The organism is uncultured Methanobrevibacter sp., assembly GCF_947166415.1.
In the GTDB taxonomy this organism is placed as follows: Archaea; Methanobacteriota; Methanobacteria; order Methanobacteriales; family Methanobacteriaceae; genus Methanocatella.
In genome coordinates this window covers 41,244-54,304 of the sequence record NZ_CAMVEE010000002.1, presented here as the reverse complement: position 1 = coordinate 54,304, position 13,061 = coordinate 41,244, and the positions used below count along the sequence as shown (strand labels likewise).

The window sequence follows — 13,061 nt, the reverse complement described above, 5'->3', positions numbered from 1 at the left end:
TTGAAGAAAAAGAGTCTATGGAAGATTCTTTAAATGAAGAAATAGTTGAAGCGGAAGAAGTAACTTCTAGCGAAGAAACTAAACCTATGTTAGATTACAATAATATTAAAAGCTCACAAGATATTGAAGTTCCACCTTTATTAATTGATCAGGTCATTGGACATGAAGAGTCCATTGAAACAATTAAAAAAGCGGCAAAACAAAGAAGGAACGTTTTGCTCATTGGAGATCCTGGTGTTGGAAAATCAATGCTGGCCAAAGGAATGGCTCAAATTTTACCTCATGAAGTATTGCAGGATGTTTTGGTGTATCCTAATATGGAGGACAATAATCATCCATTGGTAAGGACAGTTCCTGCAGGTGAAGGTAAAAAAATCGTAAAGGCAACCAGGGGATCTGCTAAAGGACAGGAAGAGCGTAAGACAATAATTACAATGTTTGCTATTGGTGGAATATTGGTAATAGGATTCATGTATGGAAGATTGTTGGAATCCATTATTGCAGCGGCATTAATTTTACTTATTTCAATTCAAATCAAGCCTAAAAACAATACAATGTCTCCTAAATTGTTGGTAAACAATGAGGAATCCAGATTTGCACCATTTATGGATGCAACCGGTGCTCATGCAGGAGCTTTGTTAGGTGATGTACGTCATGACCCATACCAATCCGGAGGATTAGGAACTCCAGCACATGAACGTGTGGAAGCAGGTATGATTCATAAGGCTAACAGAGGAGTTTTATACATTGACGAAATAGGTACAATGTCCATGAAAACTCAACAGGAGCTTTTATCCGCAATGCAGGAAAAACAGTACGCAATCACTGGTCAAAGCGAAAATTCAAGTGGGGCAATGGTAAGGTCCCAAGCTGTGCCATGTGATTTTGTTCTTGTCGCATCAGGTAACCTGCAGGTTCTTGAAGGAATGCACATAGCAATGAGGTCAAGAATCAGAGGATACGGTTATGAAGTATTCATGAAAGATTATATGGATGACACTACAGAAAACAGGGAAAAATTAGTCCAATTCGTAGCTCAGGAAGTTAAAAACGATGGAAGAATCCCTCACTTTGCACCTGACGCTTTAGATGAGATCATCATGGAAGCCAAAAGAAGATCAGGTAAGCAGAATGCATTGACTTTAAGGCTCAGGGATTTAGGTGGATTAGTAAGGTCCGCTGGAGATGTAGCTATTGAAAAAGGAGACAACCTTGTTACTGCAGCTCATGTAGTTGAAGCTAAGAAATTCGCAAGAACCCTCGAACAGCAAATAGCTGACAGGTCAATCTTACAAAGAAAAGATTACAGTATGGTTTCAGCTGAAGGTGGAAGGGTAGGTCTTGTAAATGGACTTGCGGTAATTGGAGACAGAAGCGGAATCGTTTCACCAATCGCTGCTGAAGCTGCACCGACACAATCCAAAAACGGTGGTCAAATCATCGCTACAGGTAAATTGGGTGAAATTGCACAGGAATCAGTTCAAAATGTAAGTGCATTGATTAAAAAATACACAAATAAGGACATTTCCGACTATGACATTCACGTTCAGTTTATCCAAACTTACGATGGTGTGGAAGGTGACTCCGCTAGTGTAAGTATTGCAACAGCAGTCATTTCCGCTGTGGAGGAAATCCCTATTGACCAAACCGTGGCATTAACAGGATCACTCAATGTTCGTGGAGACGTAATGCCTATCGGAGGAGCAACAGCCAAAATCGAGGCTGCTGCCGAAGCTGGAATGAAAAAGGTATTGATTCCTAAATCCAACCTTAAAGATGTCATGATTGAGAAAAAATACGAAGACATGATTGAAATCATTCCGACCGAGACATTAAGTGATGTTCTTGAAAATATCTTAATCAGCGGTTCCAAAAAAGACTCTTTAATCAAGAAGATGAAAAACATCGGTTCAAAAGTAGTTGAAAAAGTACCGCAAACAAACATGAATAATCCAACTACTAACTAAAGTGGATTATTTCTATTTATTTTTTCTTTTTTTTAATTTATTTAGCTTATTTTTTGATATAACTATATATACTATTTATTTATAATATACTTATCATGGTTGGAATTGTTAAGTATAATATGGCAAAAATTTCTGGAAAAGTAGTAAGTGTACTGGCTAAAAGAGGACCGGGTAGCGGTGGAACCTATCCTGGACATATATTTACCAAAATCGGGGGTCAGGAGTCCATTTCCAAATTGGCTTCTGATTTGAAGATTGGTTCCGTGTTGATTACAGGAACCAACGGTAAAACAACAACTACAACCCTTTTAATCAAGTTAATGTCAAATGATATTCAAATAAGAAAAAGCTATGAGAATAATATTCTAAATTCAATTGCAACAGCCCTTCTGACTCAAAAAGGGGATATGGGAATATTTGAATACGGTATCAGAAACTTGACTTACGGAATTCCAGACACAGTTCAGAAATTGATTGATCCTATTGGAGTAGTCTATACAACCATTTCACAAGAGCACACTCAGGTTGCGGGAATTAAAAACCCATTTGAAGATTACTACAAAGCCAAAAAATTACTGTCAGAGGGCATGCAAAGGGGAGCTATCGTTACCAATGCAGATGACCCAAGGACAGCTTTAATAGGACTTAACAAAGCCAGCGACGTAAACATTAACTATTATGGTATTGAAGTGGATAACGTTGAGGACATTGGAGGGGAAAATATTGAATGCCCTAAATGCGGCCAACCTTTAAGCTATTCAAAGCATTTCCTGAATCACAGGGGCGTCTACACATGCCAATGCGGATTCAAGCGACCCGAACCGGATGTGAAATTGGTAAACGCAGAATTCAATACAGATTCATGGAAATTAACAATTGAAGGAGACGTGTTCAATTACACAACATCCCAGAATGTCAAATTTAATGTGGTGCTTAGTGTACCTCCGTTCGGATTCCACAATATCTACAATACTCTTGCTTCCATTACTGCTTATGCGACTTTCACACCGAAGGTAGAAAACATTGAAGCGACAGTAAAAGAGATTTTCAATAACCTGGACATGTCATTCATTCCTCCTGGAAGATTCGAAGTGGTTGACATCGGAGGCAAATATGTCGGTCTCGGACAGGGAGACAACGGTGATGCCATCAAAATCAATGCTATGTTCATGAACCAGTTCGTTGACGGTCCTTTGGAATTCATTTACACAACACCTGATGTGGATGAAGAGGAAATCTTCAATGACCATTTTGAAGTTGTAAAAAGCATGAATCCTGCACATGTAATTGTCGTTCCTGGAAGAAAATCCATTGAAAAGGCCAAAGAGTATTATGAAATAATTAAAAAAGAGTATCCTGATGCCGAGTTTTACCCGTTAAGCTATGATGAGATGGGTGTCAGAATTGAGAAATTAACAGAATTGGCACATGATTCTGACTATGATTATGTTATCATGACTGGCTGTGGTGAAGAGCAGGCAATGTGGGAAGAAATAAAGAAAAAAATGATTAATAGATGATGAATTCATCTATAATCTCTTCTAATTTTTTATAAAAGTCAAAATCGCTTTTTTCAATAGGCTTGAAGGCTGCATCAATGTTGCATCTGCATAAATCAGTGCTTCCTATAATGAATTCATCGGAATCCTTTTTAATTAAAATTCCAAAGATCCTTTCTTTTTCATTTGCATATCTGTCGAATTCTTCCTGTATCAATTTGATATTGTAGTCCTTTTTGGAATAGATGTCACATTCGTTTATTACAGGTATGAATGCATACATTCCGATGGCTAGAAAGACATGTTCATGTTCTAGAATTTTTAGGATTTTTTCTTCATAGCTGTCTTCGCTTTTGACGTCATAGCTTTCGAACTCATCAATGTTGTTCGAACCCATGTAGTAATTTTCATGGATGACTGTGGCTACCAGCTCAGGGTCTACATAATTATCGCAGGAAGCCCTAATATTTTTAATAGTTTCTTTAATATTCATTACAAAATGCCTCGTATTTTTCACATAATGAAAGCACCTTATCAATTTGAGGAATCGCATCAATCCAATCTATAGGGATATCATCAAATCCATAATAAATTCCCGCAAGCCCTCCACAGATGGCGGCAACGGTATCGGTATCCTCACCTAAATTGACAGCTTTTAAAACCGCATCCTTATAGTTGGAGGTGTTCTTTAGACAGTATATGACGCTTTCGAAAGTGTATATTACGTATCCTTTGCTGCTGATTTCGTCCTCATTATCCAAATCATCTTCAAATATTCTTTTGAAATGTTTCAATTCCGGTTCATCCTTGTAGTAACCCTGAATTTTCTCATTTGCGATTTCAATATGCTCCGCAATAGAAAAACCTTCATTTTCAAGCATGGATTTGGCAATTTCAACATATAACACGCAAGCTATTCTTGACCTTTTGTGTGCATGTGTCACTGCGGAGATGTTTTCAATTGTTTCATAATCTATATCCGGAATGTAGGCCAACGGCAAAATCCTCATAAGGGAACCGTTTCCATTGTCTCGATCTCCAGTACCTCCGCATTCCAATGCAGGAGCGCCATTTTGATATTTAATCAATGCTGCCTGGGTTGCAATGCCTATGTCAAATTGTTCTTTTTGACAATATTTGTCATTCAAAAACCAATTGCAGAACTCTTTCATGATGTCTTCATAGTCAATAGCATTTTTATTTACAATGCTTGCCATTGTGGCCAATGTCATTGATGTATCGTCAGACCAGCTTCCTTCAGGCTGATTGTGTGTTCCATGCCCAATCATGCCCTCAACGGGATTCATTTTTAAGCTGTATCTTGATTGGAATTCAACAGGAACGCCTAATGCATCGCCGACTACTAAACCGATAATTCCATCCTTAACCTTCATGGTTAAATATAATTATTTTGAAATTATTATTTTTTTTCATATGTCATAAATTTTTTTCAAATTAGATAGGATTATATTGAATAGATGCCAAAGTGTTTTCATGGAATTGAATTTGAATAAAGTGAGTTTAAAACACTACTACTCGAAATTGAATTACAAGGATTTGATAATCTTTTTAATCCCTGTAATTATATTCTCATACTATTTATGGGTATTTGACCCAGGTATCTTGAGATATGACTCATTTAATCAATTTCATCAAATAGCAAGCCATCATTTCACTAATTGGCATCCCTTTTTCCATACATTCATTGAAATGGTTCTTCTAAAGATTTATCCAAGTCCAGTATCTGTTTGCATATTCCAGATTTTGACCTTTTCAGTGATTTGGATGATGATTTGTAACCATTTTCGTTATGAAGGCGAAAATGCCAATGGAATTTCAAGGTTATTCATTGTGCAGGTATTGTTTACTTTAATCATTTGCCTGATTCCAATCAATGCCGTATTTTCAATAACTCTCCTGAAGGATATCCTCTTCGGTTATTATTTCCTGCTGTTTACTTTTTTAATCGCAGTATTATTGGATAAAAAAGGAGAGGTAAGGACGGAATTTCTAATAATTATGCCTTTGGTAATGGCATTCATAGTCGGATTAAGGCCGAATGGTTTTCATATTATTGTAATTTCATTAATTATTCTGACAGCATATTTCTTCAGGAAGAAGTATAACCTAAAAACAATAGTCATTATCGTTTCATTGACTGTAGTATTTATATTATTGATTGCTTCATTGAATGTTGCTTTTGATGTTACAAACAATCAAAAGGCTCCAATTTATGCTAAGGCATCACATATGCTGGCGGATTATGACTTGAATCTTACATTAACCCCGCAGGACAGCACAGCTCTTCATAAATTAATGAATGAAAGAACAATCAAGGACAATTATCAGATTACTTTTTCAGACCATATCTACTTCATGTCGAATAAGTCGGTTTTTGATCATGACAAGTCAACCTATAGGGACATGGCAATCAAGTATTCCATTCAGAATCCTGATCATTTCATAAAATATCTTTTCGGCGCTTCTCCGATTGTATGGGATGTTACAAGAGATGATTCATGGGTTGGAGAACAGTATTATGTTAATTTGGAGCTTGACAAAAACAGATACTTCTCAAACCATCCAACTTTCAACATGACTGACTTTGAAAATGTATCCTCGAAAAACATAGGAACAAGCCAATTCGATTCGCTCAATAATTATATTGAGATGTTTAAGCATAATCTCATATTGGATTCCCTGTTCAATAGTCCCGCATTCTATATGTACCTGTCATTCATTCTTGTAGGGGCTATATATCTTATAACAAGATCCAAGGAGATATTCATGATTTACTTGCCGAACTTAATCAATATAGCAATTATTTTCTTTTCAACACCTATTCAGGATAACAGATATCTGTATCCAAACCTATTGGTGGCTTATTTCCTAATAATAATGTTAATAGGCATAATCGCAAAGAAAAAGTTGAATAATGAAAAAATCATTGAATTTAATAGGAATTAATTCCTTTTTTCTAATTTTTTAACTATAAATAATTTTAATTAATATTAATTCTAAATATTTACATGGTTAAACTTTAAAAATTTTTGAGGATGTAAAAGATGATATATTCAACTGAAGTAGAGAACATGTGTCCTGTTCGCAAAGGGGCAAATCACGGTCCTGCTCCAATTCCTGAAGAGGGGAAATGGGTTAAATCAAAGGAAATCTCCGATATTTCAGGATTTACTCATGGTATCGGTTGGTGTGCGCCGCAACAAGGATGCTGCAAGTTAACATTAAACGTTAAGGACGGAATCATTGAAGAGGCATTGGTTGAAACTTTAGGATGTTCAGGCATGACACATTCAGCTGCAATGGCTGGAGAGATACTTGTTGGAAAAACAATCCTTGAAGCCTTGAATACAGATTTGGTCTGCGATGCAATCAATACAGCAATGCGTGAATTATTCTTACAAATTGTTTACGGAAGAACCCAATCAGCATTTTCAGAAGGCGGCCTTCAGATAGGTGCCGGACTTGAAGATTTGGGAAAAGGCCACAGAAGCCAGGTCGGAACAATTTATTCTACAAAAGAAAAAGGCCCAAGATATCTGGAATTGACCGAAGGTTACATTACTGAAATAGGGCTTGATGATGATAATGAGATAATCGGATACAAATACATTAACCTAGGTGTGATGTTGGATGCAATCAAAGATGGTGTTGACCCTCTAGAAGCGATTGAAAAGGCTACAGGTCAATATGGAAGATTTGATGATGCAGTTAAAAAAATAGATCCGAGAAAGGAGTGATATTATGAGTTTATTTGAAAGTTATGAAAGAAGAATCGATCAAATCATTCCTGTTTTAGAAAAGTATGATATCAAAGACCTTGAAGAGGCAAAACAGATTTGTCTTGACAAAGGATTTGACCCTTATGAAATCGTAAAGGGCGTTCAGCCAATTTGTTTTGAAAACGCATGCTGGGCATACACTCTCGGTGCCGCAATTGCAATAAAACAAGGATGTGTGAAAGCATCAGACGCCGCTAAAGCAATCGGTGAAGGACTTCAGGCATTTTGCATTCCTGGAAGTGTAGCTGATGATAGAAAAGTAGGTTTAGGTCATGGAAACCTTGCTTCAATGCTTTTAAGCGATGAAAGTGAATGTTTCGCATTCCTTGCAGGTCACGAAAGTTTTGCAGCTGCAGAAGGAGCAATAGGAATAGCAAATTCCGCTAATGAAGTAAGGGAAAAGCCTTTAAGAGTCATCTTAAACGGTCTTGGAAAAGATGCTGCATTAATAATTTCTAGAATAAACGGTTTCACTTATGTCCAGACTGAATTCGATTACTTTACCGGTGAAGTAAAAGTGGTTCGCGAAAAGGCATATTCAGACGGTGAAAGGGCAAAAGTAAGATGCTATGGTGCTGACGATGTAAGGGAAGGCGTTGCTATCATGCATTTGGAAGGTGTTGACGTATCAATTACAGGTAACTCAACCAATCCAACACGTTTCCAGCATCCTGTAGCTGGAACATATAAAAAAGAATGCATAGCACAAGGTAAAAAATACTTCTCAGTTGCATCCGGTGGAGGAACCGGAAGAACCTTGCACCCTGATAACATGGCGGCGGGTCCTGCTTCTTACGGTATGACAGATACTCTTGGAAGAATGCACTCTGACGCTCAATTTGCAGGTTCATCTTCCGTACCGGCTCACGTAGAAATGATGGGTCTTATCGGTATGGGAAACAACCCAATGGTTGGTGCAAGCGTAGCAGTAGCTGTTGCAGTAGAAAAAGCAATGAAATAAAGGGATAGTTCCCTTTTAACTTATTTTTTTTATGATTTTTAAAACTGAAAATTTAATTTTGAGGCCCTGGGAGGAAGGCGATGCGGAATCACTGTATCATTTTGCCAAAAACCCAAAGATAGGTCCCATTGCAGGTTGGCCACCTCATGAAAGTGTTGAGGATAGTCTGACTATTATAAAAACTGTTTTTGCTAAAAAGGAAACTTATGCAATCACTTTAGATGAAAGAACTATTGGATGTGTAGGGCTTTTGATTCATCCTGATGGAAATCATTATTGGGGAGACGGATCAGCCGAGCTTGGCTATTGGATTGGCGAAGAGTACTGGGGTCGTGGATTGGTCGTTGAGGCATCCCGGGAAATAATCCGCCATGCCTTCGATGAGTTGGATATAAAGCAGATTTATGCAACTTATAGGATTGAGAATTCACAGTCAAAGAGGGTTCTGGAAAAATTGGGTTTCAGATATTACACAGACTTGGAGAATACGAACTATCTCGGCGAACAGTTTAAAGAAATTGCAATGGTTTTAGAAAAATAATTTATATTAAAAAATATTAACTTTAACTAATGACTAGAATTTGTAAAAACTGTGGATTTCAAAATCAAGATGATTACGATTATTGCGCCAAATGCGGCACACCTCTAGTTGAAGGATTAAAGCCTAAGCAGGTTTTTGTTTACAGGCAAGAGGACATCAAAATCAATAAGACAGCAATTCTAATCACTTATATAATTACTATTTTTTTATCATGGGGAGGAATAATGTTAAATCTGTTTTTTAAGTATGCGGCCATTAGTGCTTTTACTTTCTTCGGGTTTTTCCTGCCGTTTTACTTGATACAGTCTCCAGTCGGCAAAATTAAAAAGCACGGAATAATACAGTTGATTATTTCATTGATAGGAATTTCCCTGTCATTTTATATTTATACTCATTAAAAAAAGAAAAAAAGGAAATCATGCAAAGTGGAATGTGATGTTTCCAAGTAAAATCTGTAAAGGAACTTGAAGCACGTTCATTCCGTTATTTGTCATTGCAGTTTCCATAGCATCTCCTCTGTCCATAGTTCCAGGAACGTTTTCGTTACCGGCATAACCATTGTACGCATCGTTTGCACGGATATCATCCACGATAGACATGCCGAATATGGCTTGGGCAGCATCATTGTTCACACTAACGATTACATGAGGAGATACGTGATATGAATATTCCATTATTTCACGGGCGGCTCCATAAGGATTTTCAGGATGGTCTATATGGACATTGTGTAAGGTTTGACCTGCGGCATTAACGGAACTTCCAGGATAAACCCATTCAAATCCAGTTAATCCAAAGCGAGCAGCCATATCTATACTTGCATCTTCTTCTGCATCTTCAGCAACAATTAATACTGGGCTGACTATTGTTGATGCTAAAAAAACACCAAACAGCAGTAGGATTGCTATTACAATTGCGGTTAATTTTTTCATAATTATCTATTAGTGCATTTTCTAATATTAATACTTAACTTTTTTATTCTATTAAAAACACATATAATTACATATAAATTATTTTGGTGATATCATGATTATTGGTGGTTCAGCTTCACAGGATTTAGCTTCACATGTTGCTAAAGAACTAGGTGAAGAGATATGTTATGTTGAAACTAAGAAGTTTCCAGATGGAGAAAGATATTTGAGAATCGATGGTCAAATCGAGGATGAAGTAACCGTTATTCAGTCAACAGGCTATCCTCAGGATGAAAACTTGATGGAACTGATGTTTATCGTGTCTACTCTCAAGGACTTGGGAGCCAAGAAGGTTAAAGTTGTAGTTCCATATCTAGGTTACGCCAGACAGGAGAAACGTTTCAAGGATGGGGAATCAGTCTCTGCCAAAATCATTTGTAACTTGATAGAAGCTGCAGGTGCTGATGAATTCATAACATTCAATATCCATGAGGAATGCGTATTGAACTTCTTTGATATTCCTGCAAGAAACCTTTCAGCGATGCCTGCAATAGCTGAATATCTCAACAAGAAGATTTTCAAAAAATCAAACGAAAAACCATTGATTATTGCTCCGGATAAAGGAGCATATGGATTTGCACAGGAGATTTCCGAAATCATAGGATGTGACTGCACCTATTTGACTAAAGTACGTTTAGGTCCAGATAAAGTGGAAACAAGGATTGTGGACGTAAGATGTGACAGTGAAAGCGAAAACACTGTTAACATAGATTCAGTAAAAGGCATGCATGCCATTATCATTGATGATATCATAGCTACTGGAGGAACCATTGTTAATGCAATCAATATTTTAAAACAATATGGAGCTTCCGCAGTGGACGTTTGCTGTGTGCATCCGATTCTAACCAATAACGGCGCCACTAGAATTTATGCTGCCGGAGCCGGAAAAATAATCGGTACCAACAGTCTTTCTTCAGACACTTCACGTGTATCTCTTGCAAAAAGTATTGCAGATGCATTGAGGGAATAAAATGGATAAGGAAACAATCAAAAAGGAACTTGTTGATAAATCCAATGCTATTTTAGCAAAGCATGGGGAAAATGAAATTTTAGACAGTGTTTCTGTCATGAATATGGCTGCAAAAACTGTATTTTTAGGTTCACTTAAGGTGTATAATACTGCTGTTGTTCCAAATATAATAAAGGATCTGGAAAAGGAATTGAAGAGTTATGGAAAGTTGACCCTAAGGGATGACAGGGTAGTGCCTTGCTGTGCGCCAAGCTACATTCACATCAGCTTTAATGTTTCTATTGACAAGTAGATAGTATGAAGGAATTCAAATTAAAATCTCCATATAAACCACTAGGCGATCAGCCAAAAGCAATCAAATCTCTATCTGATGGAATCAATGACGGCTTAAAGAATCAGACTCTTTTAGGAGTGACAGGTTCTGGAAAAACGTTTACAATGGCAAATGTCATTGAAAATGTTCAAAAGCCCACTCTGGTTATTTCACATAACAAGACATTAGCAGCACAGCTATATGAAGAGTTTAAGGAATTCTTCCCGGACAATGCGGTAGAATATTTTGTCAGCTATTATGACTACTATCAGCCGGAAGCTTATGTGCCAAGAACAGACACATTCATTGATAAGGAGGCTTCAATAAACGATGACATAGATATAATGAGGCACTCCGCTACACAGTCTCTCCTGTCAAGGGATGATGTAATTGTAGTAAGCAGCGTAAGCTGCATTTACGGTATCGGTTCGCCTGAGGATTATGGTGAATTTGCTTTTGGAATATCTGTTGGGGATATTTATGACAGGTCTGAAATCGTATCCCGACTTATTTTTATGCAATATGAACGCAATGACATTGAATTTGACAGAGGACAATTCAGGGTCAGGGGAGATGTCATTGAAATCAATCCGGTTCATGGAACACCACCTATCAGGATTGAACTCTTTGGTGATGAGATTGATGCAATCAGCCTGATTGATAATGTGACAGGCAGGAAAAAGGAATCCCTTCAAAGGTATATGATTTTCCCTGCAAAGCACTTTGTAGTAGGTCAGGACAAGATGGATACTGCAATTTCAAAGATATCCGAAGAGCTTGAAGAAAGATTGAATGAACTGAATGCGATGGGTAAGCTATTGGAAGCCCAAAGGCTGGAGCAAAGGACCAGATTCGATATAGAAATGCTTCAGGAAATGGGATACTGTCCTGGCGTAGAAAACTATTCAATGCACCTGTCCGGCCGTACCTGGGGTGAAAAGCCATACTCATTGTTAAAGTACTTTCCGGATGACTTTTTAACAATAATCGACGAGTCCCATGTAACAGTTCCTCAAATCAGAGGAATGTATAATGGGGACCGTGCACGTAAGGAGACCTTGGTCGAGCATGGATTCAGGTTGCCTTCAGCAAAAGAAAACAGACCATTAAGGTTCGACGAATTCGAATCATCTGTAAATCAGGTCATTTACGTATCTGCAACACCTGGCCCATATGAGCTTGCAAAATCAAGGAATGTCGTCGAACAGATTATCAGGCCGACAGGACTGGTGGATCCGGAAGTGCTGATAAGGCCTGTGACAGGTCAGGTTGAAGACCTGCTTAAGGAAGTCAAATTGACCGCCGAAAAGGATGAAAGGGTATTGGTCACTACATTGACTAAGAGGATGGCAGAGGATTTAACTGATTATTATGCAAGAATCGGAGTTAAAGTAAGGTATATGCACTCTGAAATCGATACATTGGAAAGGATAGATATTGTAGATGATTTAAGACGTGGAAAATTCGATGTTTTGGTTGGAGTTAACCTGTTGAGGGAAGGGTTGGATTTGCCTGAAGTGTCTCTTGTAGCTATTTTGGATGCTGATAAAGAGGGATTCCTAAGGAATGAAACCTCACTGATTCAGACAATTGGAAGGGCTGCAAGAAACGTCAACGGACGCGTAATCATGTATGTGGATGAGATGACAGATTCCGTTCAAAAGGCTTATGACACTACACTTAAAAGGCGCAAACTGCAAATGAAATACAATGAAGTCCATGGAATAACTCCAAAATCAACCCAAAGGACTTTAAAAGAAAAGCTTGCTGAAGAAGATAAAAAATACAAGGTCCGCGGTGCAGACATTGAAAAAATGCCTAAGGATGAACTTCGCCTGCTGATTCGTGATTTGGAAAAGGACATGAAGGATGCGGCTTCAAGACTTGACTTTGAAAGGGCAGCAGATTTGAGAAACAAGCTTTATGCATTAAAAGGAATGGACAAATAATTTCCGGATTTCACATGACATTTTTAGTTTTCATGTGCTCTCTGAAATATTTTATAAAGGAGTTTGTTCTATATTAATATAACTAATTTTTTT

13 protein-coding genes are annotated in these 13,061 nt (G+C 37.6%); 10 read left to right on the top strand and 3 right to left on the bottom strand.

The window, feature by feature from the left end; translation table 11 throughout:
• Positions 1-86 precede the first annotated feature (86 nt).
• Positions 87-1,967: an ATP-dependent protease LonB gene (lonB, locus tag Q0W25_RS00600; RefSeq protein WP_297827452.1), complete on the top strand. Its 1,881-nt coding sequence runs from the start codon at positions 87-89 to the stop codon at positions 1,965-1,967.
• 95 nt (positions 1,968-2,062) lie between these two features.
• Positions 2,063-3,487 carry a Mur ligase family protein gene (locus Q0W25_RS00595; protein ID WP_298517578.1) on the top strand — a complete coding sequence of 475 codons (1,425 nt, stop codon included), beginning with the start codon at positions 2,063-2,065 and terminating at the stop codon, positions 3,485-3,487.
• Here the strand turns inward: Q0W25_RS00595 and Q0W25_RS00590 are convergent.
• Positions 3,477-3,959, bottom strand: a complete 483-nt coding sequence (locus Q0W25_RS00590) for a hypothetical protein (protein WP_298517575.1) — start codon at positions 3,957-3,959, stop codon at positions 3,477-3,479. The genes Q0W25_RS00595 and Q0W25_RS00590 overlap by 11 nt on opposite strands.
• Positions 3,949-4,860: an ADP-ribosylglycohydrolase family protein gene (locus tag Q0W25_RS00585; RefSeq protein WP_298517572.1), complete on the bottom strand. Its 912-nt coding sequence runs from the start codon at positions 4,858-4,860 to the stop codon at positions 3,949-3,951. Before Q0W25_RS00585 ends, Q0W25_RS00590 begins: the two co-directional genes overlap by 11 nt.
• 100 nt (positions 4,861-4,960) lie before the next feature.
• On the opposite strand from Q0W25_RS00585, the gene Q0W25_RS00580 reads away from it, so the two are divergent.
• The 5 genes from Q0W25_RS00580 (at position 4,961) to Q0W25_RS00560 (ending at position 9,166) form a co-directional block, all read left to right on the top strand.
• On the top strand, positions 4,961-6,433 hold the full coding sequence (locus tag Q0W25_RS00580) for a DUF6020 family protein (protein ID WP_298517569.1): 1,473 nt from the start codon (positions 4,961-4,963) through the stop codon (positions 6,431-6,433).
• A gap of 98 nt (positions 6,434-6,531) precedes the next feature.
• The gene (locus tag Q0W25_RS00575) at positions 6,532-7,224 is read left to right on the top strand and encodes an iron-sulfur cluster assembly scaffold protein (protein WP_298517566.1); all 693 of its coding nucleotides are present in this window, start codon (positions 6,532-6,534) and stop codon (positions 7,222-7,224) included.
• 4 nt (positions 7,225-7,228) lie between these two features.
• Positions 7,229-8,227: a GGGtGRT protein gene (locus tag Q0W25_RS00570; RefSeq protein WP_297827438.1), complete on the top strand. Its 999-nt coding sequence runs from the start codon at positions 7,229-7,231 to the stop codon at positions 8,225-8,227.
• A gap of 31 nt (positions 8,228-8,258) precedes the next feature.
• Positions 8,259-8,768, top strand: coding sequence for a GNAT family N-acetyltransferase (locus Q0W25_RS00565; protein ID WP_367270513.1), 510 nt, complete (start codon positions 8,259-8,261; stop codon positions 8,766-8,768).
• Between the two features lie 29 nt (positions 8,769-8,797).
• Positions 8,798-9,166, top strand: a complete 369-nt coding sequence (locus Q0W25_RS00560) for a zinc ribbon domain-containing protein (protein WP_298517560.1) — start codon at positions 8,798-8,800, stop codon at positions 9,164-9,166.
• An 18-nt stretch (positions 9,167-9,184) separates the two neighbouring features.
• On the opposite strand, the gene Q0W25_RS00555 is transcribed toward Q0W25_RS00560, so the two are convergent.
• On the bottom strand, positions 9,185-9,697 hold the full coding sequence (locus tag Q0W25_RS00555) for a hypothetical protein (RefSeq protein ID WP_298517557.1): 513 nt from the start codon (positions 9,695-9,697) through the stop codon (positions 9,185-9,187).
• Between the two features lie 94 nt (positions 9,698-9,791).
• Between Q0W25_RS00555 and Q0W25_RS00550 the strand changes: the two genes are divergently transcribed.
• From Q0W25_RS00550 to uvrB, 3 genes are read left to right on the top strand one after another with little or no spacing between them, the layout of a single operon-like run.
• Positions 9,792-10,706 carry a ribose-phosphate diphosphokinase gene (locus Q0W25_RS00550; RefSeq protein WP_297827427.1) on the top strand — a complete coding sequence of 305 codons (915 nt, stop codon included), beginning with the start codon at positions 9,792-9,794 and terminating at the stop codon, positions 10,704-10,706.
• Position 10,707: 1 nt separating this feature from the next.
• Complete coding sequence (locus tag Q0W25_RS00545) at positions 10,708-10,998, top strand: hypothetical protein (RefSeq protein ID WP_297827424.1); 291 nt, start codon at positions 10,708-10,710, stop codon at positions 10,996-10,998.
• A gap of 5 nt (positions 10,999-11,003) precedes the next feature.
• A complete protein-coding gene (gene uvrB / locus Q0W25_RS00540) occupies positions 11,004-12,968 on the top strand; it encodes an excinuclease ABC subunit UvrB (protein ID WP_298517553.1) in 1,965 nt (654 codons plus the stop codon).
• The last annotated feature ends 93 nt before the right edge of the window (positions 12,969-13,061 follow it).